Origin of the sequence: Paenibacillus jepli (assembly GCF_047238105.1) — a bacterium.
Lineage (GTDB): Bacteria > Bacillota > Bacilli > Paenibacillales > Paenibacillaceae > Paenibacillus_D.
Window position 1 is genome coordinate 4927998 of sequence record NZ_JBDFMD010000001.1, and the last position, 20651, is coordinate 4948648.

Consider the following 20651-nt stretch of genomic DNA (forward strand, 5'->3'; position numbering starts at 1 on the left):
TGAATAGTAGAGGGAAAGTTTCGTTGCCCTCCTTGCCCCTTGAAAATTTCATACGTTCTAATCCGGTACATTCCCCGCACACCTATATATAGGTAAGCCAAATTGCAGGTGCGCCATGACCACTTTGCCTGTTCTTTTTCCAGTATACGCTGGTGGAGAGGATGGCGGAGAGCGAGCGATTTCTCCATGCAATTGTAAATGGTGGTTCCATTTATGGCGACGATCATGCGGAGGGATAATGATACTTCCGTCCAGCCACAGCTTATCGCAATGGGGGCGGCTTCCAGCGATCCTGGGAGAGGTGAGAATCCTATGAGAGCGGCGACACCACCGTTCATCGGATTGGATATTTAAGCGAGAAACCAAAACAGAGGCGGAGTGCAGAGATGTGCATGATGCTATAGCACATCTCTGCTTTTCGCTGTTTCTTGAAACGTAGGTGAACCGTATGGGAGGTTAGTTTATGCAGCATAAGGTAATTCGATATAGCATGCAAATCGCGATGCTGAGACAATTGTTAGCTTTGTCGCTGATAAACGAGCATGAGTTTCATGTATTAAAAAACAAAACCATGAGAGACTATGGTATCCAATCTGACCTTACCTCTTGATTCGCACCTTTGTTAATCAAACGAAAATTTATTACGCTGTAAGCGTCATAAATGCGAATCAAAGGAGGAGCTCATCATGTCTATTGCAGTTGAAGTCATTAAGGCAAACCGAAAACTGTCAGATCGCACTGGAGGAAAATCGGAAATTCTTCGTGTTGCTCCGTATGCCAGAGTGAGTACAGACACCGAAGAACAGTTAAGCAGCTATAAATCGCAAGTTTCATATTATACGGAAATGATTAATCAACGCAGCGATTGGATGTTGGTTGACATCTATGCGGATGAAGCCATTACGGGAACACAGGTAAAGAAGCGTGATGACTTTCAACGATTAATTTCCGATTGTTTAAATGGAAAGATTGATATGGTGATAACCAAATCCATATCGAGATTCGCAAGAAATACAGTAGATACGTTAAGGCACGTTCGGATGCTTAAAGAAAAAAATGTTGCCGTTTTTTTTGAAAAAGAAAATATCAATACCCTTACAATGGACGGTGAATTGTTACTCACCATTTTGAGTTCTGTCGCGCAGCAAGAAGTTGAGAATATCTCATCGAACGTCAAAAGAGGACTAAAGATGAAGATGAGCCGCGGCGAACTGATAGGTTTTCAAAGTTGTCTTGGATATGACTACGACCCTGTTACGAAGCGGATAACGATTAACGAAGATGAGGCTGAAATTGTACGTTACATTTTTGATCGTTATATTTCGGGCATTGGAGCGTATATGATTGCGAAAGAACTTACAGAACTGGAACGTAAAACAAAACGTGGAAATATCGAATGGTGTGATACAAGCGTTTTAGGTATCATTAAGAATGAGAAGTATAAGGGCGACGTTCTTCAAGGAAAGACCTTTACGCTCGACCCTATCTCTAAACGAAGACTTGATAATCGTGGAGAAGAAGATCAGTATTATATCAAAAATCATCACGAGCCAATTGTCACCGAGGAAGTTTTTGAAAAGGCACACGATATACTTCATCGTCGTGGGGAAATTCGTAACAAGCTGGAAGCGGGCGGAAAACGGGAAAAATACAGTAGAAAATTTGCTTTCAGCAGCATGCTGGAATGTGCTTTCTGTGGCGGTCATTTTTCGCGGCGGAGCTGGAACAGCGGGACAACGCATGAAAAGACGATATGGCAATGTTCTACCAACACGAAGAAGGGAAAGAAATATTGTCCTCATAGCAAGGGGATTGAAGAAAAGATTGTTGAAGGTGCTTTTGTTGAGACGTACAATTTAGTTTGTGACAACCATAAAGATGTGTTGGACGAGCTTTTAGTAAGAGCGGAATCTGCCCTGATCGAGCAGAACAGCCAAAAACAGTTGACTAAAATCATTAACGAAATTCAGGCGCTTGAGAATAAGCGTTGCAATTTGATCGACTTGCATCTGGATGACAAGATAGATCGTCCAACATATGAGCGTAAATATGTAGAACTTGAATCGCTCTTGAACGAACTGCTTGACGAAAGAGCGAAATTAGAGGAATCTGCACAAAATGAAGTCGATGTTGAGAAAAGGATAACCCATTTTCGCCAAGTGCTTCGGTCGAATGCGGTTCTGCCTACGTTTGATCGAAGTGTACTTGAAAGTGTTGTCGATAAAATCCTGGTTGGAGAAAATTGTGATGATAGCAGCACTAATCCGTACAAGCTAACGTTTATATACAAAACAGGCTTTAAGAGCAGTGTCCAAGCCCAGATGAAGAGCCAGAATCAAAAAAAGCCTTCATTAAATGAGGGGAGTGATCCATGTTCCTATTCCCAGCACAACACATGTGGAGGTAGTAATAGGAATGCAACGCAAAGATATTTAGAAATCCTTTGTTTTCAACACTTTACGCGATTTATGACATTTACGACGGAGGGCAACGACTACAGAAATAAGTTAATCAGAAACGAAATTAAAGTTACCGTCGTTCTGGACTTGGATTTGGATGTCGAGTGTGTAGACATGTTGAATTCATTAAAGTGAGTAAGGCTAATGATTAAAAGACACTTGCCGCAGGTAGGCGGAATGTTATAAGACGTGGTGTGAGCACAGGGAGGTAGCAGAGCCGATTTGGTTCCTGTGCCTCCCTTTTGTTTGATATTGGTATGATGGGTGCGGATGTCGGGAATCAGGTGGATCGGATAATGGGATTGTGTGAGGTTATAGAACTACATCAAGATGAGGCTCTTGCTACTTGTAGGGGTCTTTTGATATTGGAATTGGGAATATATTCTGGATTATGCAATGGAAATAGGCTATCATTAACTATAAATTTAGCAAACTGCACAGCTTCCAGACAACCAAAAAAAGCTAGTGGAGGCACTGAGACAGCTTTCTAATACAGATTTCTGTAAGGTTATTATTACAACTCATGTGCCGGGGCTTGATGGTTTACTCAGTATACTACATGTTGAAGCTTAACCCGATGAAAGTAGAATATTGAAATATCGAGAGCAACGTGTACTTTAGTTTGTGATTGCATGAGAGGTGAGTACATTTGTCAATATCAGATAAAGCAAGAAAAATTCTCTGGGGAAAATCAGGGAATAGGTGCTCAATTTGCAAACGTATTTTAGTTATCGATGCCACTGAAAAGGATGATATGTCAATAATCGGAGACGAATGCCATATAGTTTCAGGTCAAGTAAATGGACCAAGATATAACCCTGAATATAATAAAGAAATAATTGATTCATATGAAAACTTGATATTGTTGTGTCGGGTTCATCACAAGATGGTTGACGATCAACAAGAAACCTATACTGCGAGTATTCTACTACAAATGAAAGAAAATCACGAGAAGTGGGTTTCCGAAAAATTGAACGAAGAAAAAGTAAAAAAGCAACCAGTACGAGTAAGAAGAATCAAAGAAAATCTACCTGAAATATTAATGCAGATTACTAGTGGTAAAGAAATAATAAATATCGTTGACGGTGTAATGGGCTACGGATTTGACTATGAGGAGCCAAAAAATGAACTAGATATTGCGCTGATTTCTGGATTTCTCCAAACAGTTCAAGATTATGGAGAAATACTAAGTGAATTTGAATCAGGAGAACGAGTGAGAATTGGATACGAACTAACAAAAATGATTAATGAACTAGCTGAAAGAGATTATCTTGTCTTTGGATTTAAAGAAATGAGAATAATAGAAGGTGGAAATAGCGATTCAGAAAATTGGCCAGTTGCAATTATAAATATTAAACACCAGAGCAGTAGTGAAATTATCAAAATTAATTTGCAAGATTTGAAGAGCGATAATAATCATAATTTGCATAAATAAGATATGATTTTGTTGATTTTTCACCAGATCTTTGTATCGTTTTATAACTACACGAATCAGAGAATGGAGCTCCACTATGATAATAACGAATCAATTGAAGAATGTTAAAAAGTGGCTATCAGAAGATCGTAGTCAGACTGGAGATCCATATTATTATCATCTTAGGCTGAAAGAAGATAAACAGAAGCGTAAAATAATTTTTGATCAAATTAAAAGTTTGTATACAGAAGCTCATGAAGACTACAGGCGCCACTATAGGTCACTTATGAAATACTCGTTAGACCCCTTAAACCCACTGGATTTAAAAGACCCGGCTTATGGATATCCTGAATTACTGGATATGACCACTTTAAAGGGGTATTTTGGTGAAATCTTCGCTGCTATAATAGCCGAAAATTTTTCACCATTTAATGAGAGTGAATGGAAAGTTCCAGCATTTTTTTTCCGCAACCATCATCAAGCATTCGATGTTCTCGAAAAATATAAAAGAACTGGAAAGATAAAAAAAGCTACTATGGGGCGAACAGGTGATGATTGTTTAGCTTTTGTATTAAACGGTAGTGGTGAAATCTCTAAGATTTTATTTTGTGAGGCTAAATGTTCTGCATCTCATAACAATAAACTGATCAACGATGCATATGAAAAAATTAGTGATGAAATGTCAATACCAGTTGAGACACTAAGAATAATTGCTATCCTCGAAGATTACGATGATGATGAGTCGAAAAAATGGATAGATGCTCTACGTCGACTTTATTTAAATGATGATAACAGTAGTGAGCGGTATGATCTAATTAGCTATATTTGTGGCCAACATCCAATACAAACAGATAGTTGGATTTCAAAGACGAAAAGATCCAAATCATATTCCGGAGGTCGTAAGTTAAAAGTTGTTGAGTCCCATTTGTTTGATGTAGATGACTTTATTTGTGAGATATATGGGAAAGTGGTGGCGAGTCAACCATGAATGAAAATGACAGCAAAAACCCTATAAAAAAGATGCGAGATTTCCAGAGTAAATTTGCTGGAGACAAACTAGTCCCCCACTTTGCTAAACTCTATAGTCAGTATACTCGTTTAAGTTATAATCAGTCAGGTTTATCAGGCTGGAATGGCACGCAGGAGTTTAGCAATAGGTTACATGATGCAATCAAACTCATTGATATCGGTTTATTTGATAAAAAACAAGATGGTAATCAGTGGAGAGGAACATTGAGACGCGCAGGAGAGATTTTAGAGTGGCTCTCTCATCCTGAGCTTAATATTGATAATTTGCCAATTAAATTTCTTTCTGCCGCTGCATATCAACTTGCCGGATACCCAGCACTAGCAGTGGGTTTATTAAACAACGCAAAGTATGATTCAGACGACTCGGATATTTTAAGATCTTTGCTAACGGCTAACTTTCCACAGCTACAGTTATTTTTGCAAGAGTTTTGGAACGATGAGTTAGATGAAAAAGCTCATTCTGAGTATGAGGAATTAGTTATAAGAGAGTTGATAAGATCAATTGGAATACTCAACATGTATATGCGGTGGGGGGATGAGTCACGGGTTGAAATTGCTCAGCAAAAATTAATGTCTATTAGCAAACTCCAGACTTATCATGAAGATCCACTTTCATGGCTTTTAACAAAACTTTGTGCCGAAATATTTCAAGAATATTTCAAAAAATCTTTAAGGCTACATGTGAACGATATTAAGCTTCAGTTAACACCTGATGGTGAAACTGCTTTAGAAAAATATTTGCGTAATAGCTTTCTAGCAAAAAAATCATTGGTCTGGACATCTCAAATTAAAGGCATTGAACAACTTGCTAGCAATAAATCGTTTGCACTTTGCACACCGACTGGAACAGGAAAAACAACAGTAGCTGAACTTGCAATAATTATGGGATTGTTTAAATCAATCGAGATGAACGAAGATTCAGAATGGATAATTGAATTTCTTGGAGAATCATTTCCAGCAGCAATAGCAATTTATTTGGTGCCTTCGAGGGCTTTAGCAACCGAAGTCGAGATGAAATTGAATGCTATATTTGATAACACTGGAAATACTCCAGTAAAAGTTACGGGTTTGTATGGTGGAATTGATTGGGGTCCAACAGATGCTTGGCTCACTTCAAATGAAAGAACGGTTTTGATTTGTACATACGAAAAAGCTGAGGCATTAATCCGTTTTTTAGGTCCTCTTTTTTTATCACGTGTCTCGCTTGTCGTAATCGATGAGGCACATGCTATACAATTTGATGGGAAGCATGAAACTCTTGTAAGTGCAGATAATAGATCACTTAGATTAGAAACACTTTGCAACCGTTTGCTAATGCATTTGGATGAACATAAATCAAGAGTCGTCGCGTTATCAGCTGTTGCTGCGGAAGGTTCGAATACTCTTGCACAGTGGGTAAGTGGAGATAATAATACGCAAGCTGAAACAGTTCCTTACCGTAATACACGACAACTGATTGGTAGACTAGAGTGGAGTAAATCAGGTGAATACAAAATATATTATGATGTAATGAATGGAACAGGTCTGAAGTTTCAGGAAGGGCATGAAGGTGAAAATGTACCGTTTATTCCCAAACCTTTTACCCCATTCCCAATAAGCTTCTCCAAATTAATTAAAGAGTTTACTAAAGCGGGTCCTTCAAAGAAATTAAGACCTTATCTTGTTTGGGCTGCGATACAGATAGCTAAAAAGGATGGCCTAGGATTTCAAAATTCGGTACTAATATCTGTAACACAGTCAATAAGTGGGTATGCAAAAGATTTCCTATACATTCTTGAAAAAACCTTCAAAAATATTCAAGTTCCAGATTATTTTAGTGAGCCTGCCAATGGATCTGACGGGCAATTGTGGCAAAAGTGTATTCGATCATGTGAAGATTATTTTGGAATAGACTCAGTAGAATATCGACTCTTGAGAAGAGGTGTTGTTGTTCACTATGGTAATATGCCGGGATTAACTGCTCGGTTATTAGTGCAGGTAATTAATATGAAAATCATTCCGATTGTTCTGGCTACTTCGACACTATCTGAAGGAATTAATTTGCCATTTGAGACGATATTAATCCCTACATTAGTTAGAAACCAAGAATTATTAACTGTCAGAGAGTTTTCAAATCTAGTTGGTAGAGCTGGTAGGCCTGGTGTGGCAACCGAAGGAAGAGCTTTAATAATGTTAGAGGATATTCCTACTAGTTGGAGTGATAAGCAGCCAAATGAACATTACAAGACTTTAATAAGTCAAATTTTAAATACGGCAGCCGCAACTGATACCATAAAGAGCCCTCTATCGGAATTGTTACGAGAACTCGAAGGCAAATGGAACATTGCGTTTAATTCTAATGACAAGTCTCAATTTTTAAAGTGGTTGGAGGTTACAATACCATTAAATGATGAGGAGAATATATCTTTAAGTTTATCTGCGGAAGAGTTACTTGATACACTTGATGGAATATTAATATCGGCTTTAGTAGAACTTGAGCAGATTGATGAAAAAAAATTTTCGCCAGATACACTCGAAGATGAATTACGTAGTATTTGGAGGAAAAGTTATGCTTACTTTGCGGCATCAGAAAAATCACATCTTGAAAATACATTTATAAAACGCGGCGTATCAATTCCCAATAATATATACACAGACTCTACAGAAAGAAGAAAAATATATAGGACTAGTCTCTCTCCAAGATTTGCGAATGAATTAATATCAAAAATGCCTGAAATAATATCGCATTTATCAATGGGTTCTAGCTATCATAATTGGAATACGGATGAAAAGTTAGAATACATCAGTAAGACAGCAAGGAAAATCTTTTCCCTAAAAAAGTTTCAAGTTAAGAGTTCTATTGGGAGAGGTAAAAATACGAAGGAAATGCATGATATTCTACGTTGGTGGTTAGTCCCAAGTCAAGTGGTAGTTAAACCGGATCCAACTCAACTTTCAACATGGGTAAAGTATATAAACTATGCATTTACTTACCAGTTTAACTGGGGGATAGGGACTGTAATTTCTTTAATATTAGACGAAGCACACGATGGTAGAGTTATACCAACTAGTTTAGAGAGTTGGAATGATACTGGGTTACCATGGATTGTTTTTTGGCTTAAGGAAATGATTACATGGGGTGTTATAGACCCAGTTGCTGCTTACCTGTTGGCTCGTGGTATTTGTGATACTCGAAGAGTCGCTCTTGAGTTAGCTAATGAATATTATGAGTTTGCAAATGAAATTAGCAGTGATGTATATGACGCTATCGTAATTCGTGATTGGGTGCTAAGTCATCATTCAAAGCTAAAGGAAGATGACACGGTAGTAACGGAAGATATCCCAGTACATCTCATTAGAGATTTTCAAGACCACTCGATAACTGACTGGAGAGTATATCCAGTTAGAAGGGAAGATAAAATTATTTGGATAGATCCTGCGGGTTATGAATTTGCATACAGTTTTACGGAGCCACTTGAAATTGTAGATATCAACCAGATAGATTTTACTCTAAATTATAAAGACCAAATTGTTAAAGTGAGACGGTACATGGCTTAATTTTTCTAGTTTCTTGATAGGAAAAGATTACATTATGAGAGCAAGGAATTGGGCATCGCCTGGCCTTTAGAAAAAGAGCTAACGAATGAAGTTTAGCGTAAAACATTCAAGTGTATAAAGGGTCACTACCGTTGATCATTGTTACTGCTGATACATAATGACCGCAGTTGACGGCGTAAGTGTTACCAGAGATTTTATGCAACGCTAGTGGACATCCTAAAAGTGTGGTGAAAAAGTCTTCAAAATCGCAGAATCAAGTCCAAACCATGGTAAATTAGAAGAAACAGAATTTGTGGAATGAGGATTATAAATGCGAGCTCCCAAACGATCCGGCGTACAGCCCCAACTCGTTCAAATCATCGATATGGACGCGCTTGTGCCCGAACGGCATATTCTTCGTCGTATCGATGAAGAGATTGATTGGTCGGTGATTCAGCCATGGATTGCTCCGCTCTATTCAGAAACGATTGGGCGGCCGGCGGCGGATCCTTCGCATCCCATATTTGGTAACCGTAGGAATAATATGCTCTTAAATAAAGGATTCTTACGAATTATGTCGAATAAGCCTAAAGAACTACTAGATGAAGATACAGATAGGAGAAAGATACATGATTACAGGCGAAGTTCGCAACAAAATCGATAAAATATGGTCTGACATCTGGGCAGGTGGTATCACCAACCCGTTAACCGTTATAGAGCAACTAACCTACTTGATGTTTATTCGTTCCCTCGATGAGAAGGAATTGGAAAACGAGAGCTTCGAAGCATTAAGCGGTGTAGCGATGCCAAAGATCTTCCCGCAGGATGAAGATGGGCAGGCGATGCGCTGGAGCAAATTCAAAACCAAAGATTCCCGGATCATTTATGATATCGTTGGCACGAAGGTGTTTCCCTTCATTAAAGAATTAAATGGAGCCAATACGACGGCCTTCTCGCGTTATATGCGGGACGCCATGTTCCTGGTGCCAACGCCGCAAGTATTGCAGAAGATGATTACCGGCTTGGACGAGCTCTATATTCACGATATCAAAGATCTGGACATGCAGGGAGACCTGTATGAGTATATGCTGGGCAAGCTGGCATCTGCAGGACAAAACGGTCAGTTCCGTACGCCAAAGCATATCCGGGATCTGATGGTGCGTCTTCTTGCGCCAACCCCAGATGATAAAATCTGTGACCCGGCCAGCGGTACGGCGGGATTCCTGGTATCAACTGCGGAGTATATCAGGGAGAAGTATGAAGCAGAGATGACGAGCGAGCAGTGGGAGCATTTTGCAAGTGAGATGTTCTCTGGATTCGATACCGATCGGACGATGCTGCGACTGTCGGCGATGAATCTCATGCTTCACTCCATTACGCATCCGAACATTGACTATGTGGACAGCGTATCCAAGCAGAACAACACCGCATCCGCATACGACATTGTCCTTGCAAATCCACCATTTACAGGGACAGTGGATGCAGAAAGTATTCATGACAATCTAAAGACTGTGTGCAATACCAAAAAGACAGAGCTTTTATTTGTGGCGCTCTTCTTGCGGATTCTACGCAAAGGCGGCCGCTGTGCTTGTATCGTGCCAGACGGTGTATTATTCGGTTCTACCAAGGCACATAAGTCTCTGCGTAAAGAACTGGTCGAGAATCATCAGCTTCAGGCTGTCATCTCCATGCCAAGTGGTGTCTTTAAACCCTATGCCGGAGTGAGCACGGCGATTCTGTTGTTTACCAAGACGGATGCTGGCGGCACCGATAAAGTATGGTTCTATGACATGAAAGCCGACGGCTACTCTCTGGACGATAAACGTTCGGCTGTGGCGGCCAATGATATTCCCGACATCCTTGCCCGGTTCCATAATCTTGATAGAGAGGCTGATCGTAAGCCAACTGAGCCGAGCTTTCTGGTGGACAAGGCTGCGATCGAGGCCAATGATTATGATCTGTCGATCAATCGATATAAAGAAGTCGTCTATGACAAAGTAGAATATGATGCACCTGCGGTGGTTATGGCTCGCCTGGACGGGTTGAACCTTGAGATTGCTTCCAAGATGGAAGAGTTGAGGGGGCTTCTTGGTGAGTGAGTGGAAAAAAGTTGAGTTAGACAGTATTTGTGCAAAAAAGATTCAATCAATTTCTTCGACTGATGATTTTGACATTGAGTACGTTGATATTTCTTCAGTAGATAATCAACTAAAGTGCATTATTTCATATAAAACTATAAATATAAAGGAAGCCCCGAGTCGAGCAAAACAAATCTTGCAAAAAAATGATATTCTGGTTTCTACTGTCCGACCGAATCTGAATGCAGTTGCAATAAATCAAATTGCAAGTGAAAATGTTGTTGTTGGCTCAACCGGCTATTCGGTCCTACGTTGTAATGACAAAGTTGATGTGAATTATCTGTTTAATTATTGCAAGTCGAACTCTTTTATCAGCGGACTTGTGAAAGTGGCAAAAGGCGCTAGTTATCCGGCAGTTAGCAATACTGATGTTAAAAAGAGTAAAATTCCTTTACCTCCACTTGATATACAAAAAAAAATTGCAAAAACACTAGACACCACCGCAGAACTACTTACCATGCGCAAACAGCAGCTTGTAGAGCTGGACAACCTTATTAAATCGACTTTTTATGATATGTTTGGTGATCCTGTTACGAATGAAAAAGGATGGGCTGAGTTGTCGATTGGCGATGTGTTAGATCTTCAACCGAAAAATGGCTTATATAAACCACAATCAAAGTATGGTAGCGGCACGAAAATTATTCGGATAGACTCATTTTATGATGGATATGTGGAAAACATTAGAGGATTAAAAAAAGTAGAACTTTCTCTAACTGAAATTGAACAGTATGCTGTGAGAATGGATGATATATTGATAAATCGAGTGAACAGCATAGAGTATTTAGGGAAGATCGGAGTAGTTCCAGAAATTTCAGAGGATATCGTTTACGAGTCAAATATGATGAGGTTTCGGTTAAATCAAGCACTTATAACTCCCATTTATTTGATGTACTTATGGAGAACTGATTTCGTAAAAACTCAAGTATTAACAAGAGCAAAACATGCAGTAAATCAATCGAGCATAAATCAACAGGATGTTCTTTCGTTTGTCTTATTGTCTCCACCTATCTCTCTCCAAAACCAATTCGCCAACATCGTCATCAAGGTCGAGGAGCAAAAAACGCTCGTCAAGAAGGCGATCGACGAAACGCAGTACCTGTTTGACAGCTTAATGAGCGAGTACTTTGACTAACGGGACTTAATCAGCATCAATTTATCAACTCATCCCTATCAACTTGAGAGGTGAATCTAATGCCTGCAAACTTTGAATTCTTGGAAGGACAATCCGAATATGCCATGTTTGCTACCGCCTGCATCGAAGCGGAGCGGGTGCTGGCCACTTCCCCGGCTATGGCGGCGGTAGGTAGCCGCAAAGCTTTCGAGCTTGGCGTGAAATGGGTGTACGCGGCGGATAATACCATCACCACGCCCTATAAGGACAATTTGCAGGCATTGATTCATGAACCTTCTTTTAAATTCGCAATGGAGAATCAGACTTGGGGCAAACTGCCCTATATCGTCAAGCTGGGGAACCTTGCGGTACATACGGATCGGGCCATCAGCCGCAGCGATGCGGTTCTTTCGCTTGCCGCCTTGTTCGAATTCATTCAATGGCTCGATTATTGCTACGGTCTGCATTATGAAGAACGGCATTTCGCAGAAGAGCGCATCCCCGCCGCCAAGGTGGTGCTGGACGAAGCAAGGATCAAAGAGAAGGATAGCTTAATCGAACAAAAAGATTCTGAGATTGAAGCTCTCCGCAAGAAGATCGCAGCGATGAGTGATCGACTCACTGCGGATAAAGCGCAGCATAAGGAAGAACGACAGTTTATCCCAGAAGATATATCAGAGTTCCGCACGCGGAAAAAATATATTGATGTGGATTTGAAGCTACTAGGCTGGATATTCGGCGATGATGTGGGGGAAGAAGTGCCTCTCACCGGTATGCCTAATCCGAACGGCATCGGTTATGCCGATTATGTCCTGTATGGCAAAGACGGACTGCCGCTCGCGATCATTGAAGCGAAGCGTACATCCAATGATGCGAAGACAGGCACGCATCAGGCCAAGCTGTACGCAGACTGTCTGGAGCAAATGACAGGCAGACGTCCGATGATGTTTACGACCAACGGATTTGAGACCCATCTATGGGATGATGTCACGTCTCCACAGCGAAAGGTAAGCGGTGTGTTCGCCAAGGCGGACCTGGAGAAGCTCATGAACCGCCGCAATGAACGCAAAGTGTTGGATGACATCATGATCGACGATAACATCACCGACCGTTATTATCAGAAGGAAGCGATTCGTGCGGTTTGTGAGAATATCACAGTCGGTCATAGGCGAGCATTGCTTGTCATGGCTACAGGAACAGGGAAGACGAGGACGGCATCCAGTTTGACTGATGTTTTATCCCGTGGTGGGTATGTGACGAACATTTTGTTTCTGGCAGACCGAACTGCACTTGTTAAGCAGGCCAAAGACGATTTCAAAAACTATTTGCCAGACATGTCCTTATGTAATTTGTTAAGTAACAAGGAAGACAGGACTGCTCGCATTGTATTTTCTACCTATCCGACGATGCTCAATGCGATTGACAGGGTTAAAGGTGATGACGGTAAACGTCTGTTTACTCCTGCTCACTTTGACCTGATTGTGGTGGATGAAGCACACCGGAGTATTTTTAAGAAGTACCGTGCCATTTTTGAATATTTTGACGGGATCATCGTTGGTCTGACTGCTACGCCCAAGACAGAAGTGGACCGCAATACCTATGATTTCTTCGAGATGGAGAGCGGTGTGCCAACCTATGCCTACACCTATGAGGCCGCAGTGGAAATTGACCGGGTGTTAGTGCCGTATCATAATATTGAAGTCACCACGAAATTTCTCGAGCAGGGAATTACCTATGATAGCTTATCTGCAGAGGACCAGGCACGGTATGAAGAGGATTTCACAGATGAGGATGGCGAAATGCCAGAATTCGTTCCTCCTCCTGCAGTGAATGAATTTATCTTTAACCAGTCTACCGTCGATCGCGTGCTGGAAGACTTGATGACCAAAGGGATTAAGGTGGGAGGCGGCGATCGGCTGGGGAAGACGATCATTTTTGCACAAAATAAGCCGCATGCTCAATATATCGTCGAACGATTCAATAAGCTATATCCGCAGTATCGTGGGAGCTTTGCGAAGCGTATTGTTTCCGGTGACCGTTATGTCGAAAGTCTTATCGATGACTTTAAAGTTGCGGGTAAGGAGCCTCATATTGCTGTATCAGTGGATATGCTCGATACCGGGATTGATGTGCCGGAGATCGTCAATTTGGTGTTTTTCAAAAGGATTCGCTCCAAGACGAAATTCTGGCAAATGATCGGCCGGGGAACCAGGCTGTGCAAGAACCTCTTCGGAGAAGGCGAGGATAAAACAAGCTTCGTCATCTTTGATTATCTTGGCAATTTCGAGTTCTTCCGGCAACACAAGGAGGGGCTTCAGGGTAACGAAGCTCAGAGTCTTACCGAATCGATCTTCGCGAAGCGAATTCGCTTGATCCATCTCCTGCAGCAGTCACAGTTCATCGAAGAGTCATATCAAACGATCCGTACGGAATGGATCACAACGGTCACTGGGCAAATCAATGCACTGAATACAGAATTGATATCGGTCAAGTTGCAGCTGCAGCATATCGAGAACTACAAAGCTGCGGAAGCCTTTGTCTACTTGAAGGACACTGATAAGGGAAACTTGATCCAAAACCTTGCGCCCATCGTCTATACGGAGGACACGGACGAGCATGCCAAGCGATTTGATAATTTCATGTATGGATTAATGATTGCTCATCTGGAGGAATTGCCGCAATTCAAAACAAGCAAAAAGCTGCTGATAGAAGTGTCTCAGAAGCTATTGCAGCGAACAACGATTCCACAGGTCAAAGAGAAGCTTCCCCTTATTCAAACGATAGGAGCAGATGAGTTCTGGGAAAACGCGGACTTATTAAACTTTGAGAAAGTGCGAGTCGAATTGCGGAGCTTGGTAAAGTTTACTGTGGATGAAGGGGTAAGGAACCCCATCTATACGAATCTAGCTGATGAGATTCTTAGTGTCCATGAGGGCAAAGCAATGTATCAGGCCTATGACTTTGCGAATTACAAGCTAAAGGTCAACCGTTATATTGAGCAGAACCGGGAAAATGTTGCGATCCACAAACTTCGTAATAATATACCTCTAAATGCGCTTGATTACGAGAGCTTAGAGAAGATATTTACCGGTGAGCTTGGTACCGCAGAGGATTATGAAAGGGAATATAAGGATACACCGTTCGGACTACTCGTGCGAAGAGTGGCAAAACTTGAATATGATGCCGCGATGTCTGCGTTCTCTGAGTTTATAAACGATGAGTCGCTGAGTCAGGTGCAGATCGTCTTTGTCAAAAAGGTCATTGATTATATCGTCCAGAACGGCTACATCGACAATGTATCCGAGCTGACAAAGCCACCGTTCGATAAGCCTCAGAGCTTCATCAAGCTCTTTGATGGCACGAAGCAAAGGAAGCTTGTAGAGACGGTAAAGCAAATCAGAGAGAATGCAGTTACGATTTTGGGATAAATGCGAGAGAAGGGGACATAACCTTTTGAGAGAGAGAAAGCGAGTTTTTTATTTTGTTCCGTGGATCAGCTTTGAAGCGATGCTGCTGGGCTTGATGCTGCTGTTAACCATGTTGGGCTTGTTTATGATGTTATTTAACCAGCTATTCGGATCGACGATCAAGAGTATTCAAGAGGCTTATGTTCATTTTATCGTAGCTGTACCTATATTATATTCTGATGCAGATCGGTTTGGAAATTTCTTATTGAATCCGCTCTCGGACCCGTCAGAGATTCCTACGACAGCTCAGATGCAAGAATTCTATGTTAGTTTTACTGAGACTCCCGTGACGAATATGGAGTTAATGGTTCCCTTGGTTTTTGCTGCGCTTTGCTTACTCTTCATGATGTGGTTTGCTTACCAATACGGTATGCTAAAAGGAGTCTGGCGATGGATAGGTAGAAGTGTCATTCTATTTTGTGTCGTATCGTTACCTGTTACGTATGTGATATCCACATATTTGTATTTACGTTCAGTTGATCTTGTTGCATTATCTGCTATGCCCTACTCGGAGATCTATAATGACATCCAACGATACGCGCGAGATAGTCTAGTTACACTGGCAGTAGTAGGAATAATCACTATGCCGCTAGGCAATTATTTTGTATTTTTAGTTGGACGTAATAAGGCGTATCGTGATGAACGGCGGATGGAGAAAAGAGAGAGAAGAATGAGGCGGATGGAAGAAAAGAGGAGTATGCCTAGGCAGTATTATTAAGCAGCGCATTGTCAAAAAAGCTCCACAAGAAAGAGGCTAACCGTCTCACTCCTGTGGAGCTTATTACTTCCCCTCTCAAATGCTCGAGGAATCTCCTCTTAAGACAATACCCAAATACAAAAGGCCCACGAAACCCGTGGACCATTGCTTTTTCTAATCATAGTCTAGCCGTCGAGCAGCGTCATCTGTTCTTTCATATAACGCGTGCCGTGAACGACATGCTTGGGGCTGACCTGATCGATGCGTTCGAGGTCCTCCTTCGTGAGAAGGATATCAGCCGCGGCCGCATTTTCCTCCAGGTAGGTGATACGCTTCGTACCCGGGATCGGCAGCGCCCCCTTGGCCATCGTCCAGGCAATGGCCAATTGGGATGGTGTACAGTTCTTCTCCAGCGCGATCTCCTTGATCTTGTCGACAACCTCGATGTTCTTCCGGAAGTTGTCTCCTTGGAACCGCGGCATCCATCTGCGAAGATCGTCGGCGGCCAGATCCTCGAACGTGCGAAGCTCGCCGGAGATAAAGCCCCTGCTCAGTGGACTGTAGGCCACATGGGTAATCCCCAGCTCTCTTACGGTAGGGAGTATCTCCTCTTCGATGTCACGGCTCCAGAGCGAATACTCACTCTCTAGCGCGGAGATCGGATGCACGGCGTGCGCGCGGCGAATGGTGGCAGCGGAAGCCTCGGACAGGCCGAGCGCCCGAACTTTGCCTGCCTTGACCAAGTCTGCCATCGCGCCGACCGTCTCCTCGATCGGGATGTGCGGATCGACGCGGTGTTGGTAGTAGAGATCGATGTAATCCGTATTCAGACGGCGAAGGCTATCCTCCACGGCTTTCTTCACGTAATCAGGATGGCCGCTGATGCTCTCGAAATTAGGGGTGTACGCGAACTTAGTGGCGATAATAGCTTGCTCACGGCGCCCTTGGAGGGCACGGCCGAGCAGTTCTTCGTTATGCCCGTTCCCGTACACGTCCGCGGTATCGAACATCGTGACGCCGATGTCCAACGCGCGATGGATCGTTTGGATCGATTGTTCGTCGTCCGTCTCCCCGTAGAAGCCTGGAGACATGCCCATCATTCCCAGTCCGATCGAAGAGACGTGGATATTGCTATTGCCCAATTGTTTTTGCTGCATGTGTTCATCCCTCATTTTATGTTTGTTGTCGCTCCGACTCCTCCATCTTGATTAACAACTGGCTCTCGGAAGGGATGCTCCCTTTCTCGATGTCTTCGTATATCGACAGTTTGTTATTGACGGCGTCGAGCGCTTCGGCCAATTCGTTCTGGCGGCGAAATAAATCTTCCTTGTACTGGTTCAAGATCGCTTTGCGCTGTGGAATCGTGGCATCCCCATCGAGCGCAAGATCCACCATCTCCTTGAGCACCGACAGCTTCATCCCTGTCGCCCGGAAGCATGTGATCAGGCGGATCCAATCGAGTTGATTTTGTTCGAACAGTCGATTCCCGTACTTGTCTCGCTTAATGTAAGGGAGCAATCCCTCCTTCTCGTAATAACGAATCGTATGAGCCGGGCAACCAAGCCGCTCTGAAGCTTCTTTGATCGTGAATGCCATTGTCAGGATCGCTCCTTATCGGTTATTTTCAGACGGACTCGGCTGGTTCTTCCTCATCCTAAACCTTAAAGTGCACTTTAAGGCAAGCTTTAATTTTGGGAGACACTATGCGATCGGTCATAATACTTCTCAGTTCTAATAAGTAGCGTAGTTGTGAACATGAAGAGTATACTATTATAAAAACGAGAGGAGTCATTGGAATGGAGCATGTATCCTTTGTTTTGAAAATCGACCCTGATCGCGCAGAGGAATATAAAATTCGTCATGAGCAAGTTGATCCTGAATTAGAGAGCCAGTTTGCCAAAGTCGGAATTCGACGCTACCATATCTTTTTTCATGAAGGCATACTATTTGCTTATATGGAAGTTGAAGACTTTGAGGAGGCCATGAAACAGTTAAGTGATCACCCTGCAAATATCAAGTGGCAGCAATTCATGTCAGATATGCTGCTCGCTTGGGAAAATGGTGAAGCTGTAAAAACAATTCCCGAGATGTATAGGTTTGAATCTGAATAATCAAATCGAATGGGAGATAATGAAAAGCGCATCCTGATCGTTAAAAAGCGATTTGGGGTGTGCTTTTTGTATGGTCTCCTACGATTACTTTCGCCACATCTTCCGATAGACTAAGGGGGTGGTATCCTCTTGTTTTTTAAATAAACGTATGAAATGACTCACTTGATCAATGCCAATGAGATGGCTGATTTCTTCCACGCTGTGTTGGGAGTATTTCAATAATTCCTTTGCTTTGTTCATACGCGAATTAAATTGGTATTCGAAAGGGGTTAGCCCGATATATCGCTTGAATTCCCTGGCCAGATGATATTTACTAACGCTGAATTGTGAAGCTAATGTATCCAGTGTTAGCTTTTCAGCGTAATGCTGTTCAAGATAGCTGGTCATGTCTTCAATATAGGTCGGGGTGATGTTTGTGTCAGAAACGTGGTGAGAGGTAAGGGTGTGACTAAGCAATGTCGTCAGTAGATCTGTGATATATTTGGAGCTCCTCAGCTCGGTTTCAATGTTTTGTTGCCGGTGGAGTTGAATGAGTTTGTGGATGCTGGAGGGGATGGCTTGATCATTGCCCAAATCGACCACAGGGCCTCTTTTTCGCAAGTGCTGCTGATCGAACTGCTGAAAATAATCTTGACTGGCCCCACCGTAAAAATGGACAAAGAGCAACTCCCAGCCTGTATCATAATCTGCCCGATAATTTTGATAATTCCTGCAATCGATCCAGAAGCCCTTTCCGGGTTGGATAGGGTAGGTGTGATCTCTATATTGTAAATAACCTCGTCCACTTATGGTGTAGACGATTAGATAAGAATCAAGGTTTTCACGCTCTGTGAAATAATTGGAAAACGTGCTTAAATGTCCGACTTCCTGCACATAAAAAAACATACGCTTTGCTAATGTACTTGGTGTAACGTTGAGCCGAATGGAGTCATCCGACCAGTCAAGCGCGGCATCCAGAAACCACGGTTTCATCTGCAATGACCTCCTGTAGCATGATCATCATATTTTTTAGCTTGATTGTGTAATGATTATACCATGAAAACGATTTACAATGATTATATATAATGATATTTTTCGAAATCCACTCATGGGAGGGACGTTTCAATATGACGATGTTTGAACCCTTAAAAGCGAAAAAAAAGGCTAGAGTAGGGTTATATTCCATAGGGCTTCAAGCGTATTGGGATCAATTTGAAGGGTTGAAGGAACGTTTATTGGAATATGGGAATTTCATCAAGAAGAAAATGGAAGTCGATGCAGAAGTACATTATTATGGTATGGTCGATGGTGAATCTAGAGCAAGAGAGGCTGGAGAATGGTTCAACACTCAGAATGTAGATATCATTTTCTGCCATTCAGCGACGTATGCCACTAGTTCATCGGTGCTCCCCGTTCACCAAATTAATCAAAAACCAGTTATATTCCTCAATTTACAGCCGACAGACCGCATTAATTATGACAAAGTTACAACAGGAGAATGGTTAGCTCATTGCGGGGCATGTCCAGTTCCGGAAATCGCCAACGCGTTAAACCGTGCGGGAATTACGTTTAGAGTGGTAAATGGCTTGCTTGGTCTGGATTATACTCCTGCTATTTCAACTACAAATGAAAAAACAGACCATCTCCCGGAATCGCAAAAAGTATGGTCCCAGATTCAAGAATGGATCCATGCGGCATCTGTGGTTAGAACGTTGCAGCATGCACGTTTTGGATTTTTGGGCAACACGTATAACGGCATGCTGGACTTGTACAGCGACTTCACAATGATTCAGGCTCAAACCGGGATACATGTTGAGATTTTGGAGATGTGTGATCTGCAAAAATATTTGTCACAGGTGACAGACGACCAAATGAAGGCCAAATTGAATGAAGTTTATGAAATGTTTGAGATCAGCGGAGACTCTCCTTCTGATCCAATTGCTAGAAAGCCGACAGAGGAACAGTTGGATTGGTCCTGCCGAGTTGCGATTGCACAAGAGCAGCTGGTGAAGGATTATAATCTTGATGCTTTAACGTATTACTACCATGGTGCACCCGGAAATGAGTATGAAAAGCTTCAAGCAGGATTCATACTGGGCAATTCCCTGCTCACAGCAAAGGGGATTCCCGCAGCTGGTGAAGGGGATATGAAGACCGCCATCGCCATGAAAATTTGTGATTTGCTCGGAACTGGAGGAAGTTACTCTGAAATCGTGGTGGTAGACTATCAGGATAAAACAATTTTACTCGGTCATGATGGACCATTCCATGTTCAGATTGCCGAGGGCAAGCCGATTTTGAGAGGAATGGGCTTGTATCATGGTAAGCAGGGAAACGGGATCTCAGTAGAAGCGAAGGTGAAAAAAGGCGCCATAACAACCTTGAACATGACACAAACGGTTGAAGGGCGTTTGAAAATGATCTTTAGTGAAGGTGAATCTGTTGACGGTCCGATCATGAAAATTGGAAATACCCAAACGCCGGTTAAGTTCCAGATGCATCCGGATGATTATATGGAAAAATGGTTTGCCGAAGCACCTACTCATCACTGTGCCATGTCCGTAGGTCATAATGCCTCTCAGTTCCGTAAAGTAGCAGAATTGCTCTCCTGTTCTCACATCACGTTATGCAAAAACAATTAGTCTATAGCAACGGATTTCAAAACGAATTATAGGGTTACGCCGCTTGGAATCGATCAGCTTCCAGTAAAGTTGTTTTGGCGTTTTGAGG

General features: G+C 42.2%; 13 protein-coding genes and 1 pseudogene. 11 read left to right on the forward strand and 3 right to left on the reverse strand.

Translation table 11 applies throughout. From position 1 onward, the window contains the following. Positions 1-686: 686 nt before the first annotated feature. The 9 genes and pseudogenes from ABC336_RS21240 (at position 687) to ABC336_RS21280 (ending at position 15852) form a co-directional block, all read left to right on the forward strand. A complete protein-coding gene (locus tag ABC336_RS21240) occupies positions 687-2594 on the forward strand; it encodes a recombinase family protein (protein ID WP_413240527.1) in 1908 nt (635 codons plus the stop codon). Positions 2595-3108: 514 nt separating this feature from the next. Next, positions 3109-3894 carry an HNH endonuclease signature motif containing protein gene (locus ABC336_RS21245; RefSeq protein ID WP_413240528.1) on the forward strand — a complete coding sequence of 262 codons (786 nt, stop codon included), beginning with the start codon at positions 3109-3111 and terminating at the stop codon, positions 3892-3894. Between the two features lie 76 nt (positions 3895-3970). Continuing rightward, entirely contained in the window at positions 3971-4861 is an 891-nt protein-coding gene (locus ABC336_RS21250; protein WP_413240529.1) for a hypothetical protein, read from the forward strand. Further along, complete coding sequence (locus ABC336_RS21255) at positions 4858-8439, forward strand: DEAD/DEAH box helicase (protein ID WP_413240530.1); 3582 nt, start codon at positions 4858-4860, stop codon at positions 8437-8439. The genes ABC336_RS21250 and ABC336_RS21255 overlap by 4 nt, the downstream gene beginning before the upstream one ends. Positions 8440-8749: 310 nt before the next feature. Next, a pseudogene (locus ABC336_RS21260) lies at positions 8750-8929 on the forward strand (transposase); the annotation flags it as partial. A gap of 118 nt (positions 8930-9047) precedes the next feature. After that, entirely contained in the window at positions 9048-10517 is a 1470-nt protein-coding gene (locus ABC336_RS21265; RefSeq protein WP_413240531.1) for a type I restriction-modification system subunit M, read from the forward strand. After that, positions 10510-11688 carry a restriction endonuclease subunit S gene (locus tag ABC336_RS21270; RefSeq protein WP_413240532.1) on the forward strand — a complete coding sequence of 393 codons (1179 nt, stop codon included), beginning with the start codon at positions 10510-10512 and terminating at the stop codon, positions 11686-11688. Before ABC336_RS21265 ends, ABC336_RS21270 begins: the two co-directional genes overlap by 8 nt. Positions 11689-11747: 59 nt before the next feature. Beyond that, positions 11748-15095 (forward strand): DEAD/DEAH box helicase family protein, encoded by a 3348-nt coding sequence (locus tag ABC336_RS21275; protein WP_413240533.1) that lies wholly within the window; start codon positions 11748-11750, stop codon positions 15093-15095. A gap of 25 nt (positions 15096-15120) precedes the next feature. Next, entirely contained in the window at positions 15121-15852 is a 732-nt protein-coding gene (locus tag ABC336_RS21280; protein ID WP_413240534.1) for a hypothetical protein, read from the forward strand. Between the two features lie 164 nt (positions 15853-16016). On the opposite strand, the gene ABC336_RS21285 is transcribed toward ABC336_RS21280, so the two are convergent. Further along, on the reverse strand, positions 16017-16988 hold the full coding sequence (locus ABC336_RS21285) for an aldo/keto reductase (protein WP_413240535.1): 972 nt from the start codon (positions 16986-16988) through the stop codon (positions 16017-16019). Between the two features lie 16 nt (positions 16989-17004). After that, positions 17005-17427 carry a MerR family transcriptional regulator gene (locus ABC336_RS21290; protein ID WP_413240536.1) on the reverse strand — a complete coding sequence of 141 codons (423 nt, stop codon included), beginning with the start codon at positions 17425-17427 and terminating at the stop codon, positions 17005-17007. 200 nt (positions 17428-17627) lie between these two features. On the opposite strand from ABC336_RS21290, the gene ABC336_RS21295 reads away from it, so the two are divergent. Continuing rightward, positions 17628-17942 carry an L-rhamnose mutarotase gene (locus ABC336_RS21295; RefSeq protein WP_413240537.1) on the forward strand — a complete coding sequence of 105 codons (315 nt, stop codon included), beginning with the start codon at positions 17628-17630 and terminating at the stop codon, positions 17940-17942. An 84-nt stretch (positions 17943-18026) separates the two neighbouring features. Here the strand turns inward: ABC336_RS21295 and ABC336_RS21300 are convergent, their stop codons facing one another. Then, a complete protein-coding gene (locus ABC336_RS21300) occupies positions 18027-18914 on the reverse strand; it encodes an AraC family transcriptional regulator (RefSeq protein WP_413240538.1) in 888 nt (295 codons plus the stop codon). A gap of 134 nt (positions 18915-19048) precedes the next feature. Here ABC336_RS21300 and ABC336_RS21305 point away from each other — a divergent pair, with 134 nt between their 5' ends. Then, the gene (locus ABC336_RS21305) at positions 19049-20563 is read left to right on the forward strand and encodes an L-arabinose isomerase family protein (protein ID WP_413240539.1); all 1515 of its coding nucleotides are present in this window, start codon (positions 19049-19051) and stop codon (positions 20561-20563) included. Positions 20564-20651 lie beyond the last annotated feature (88 nt).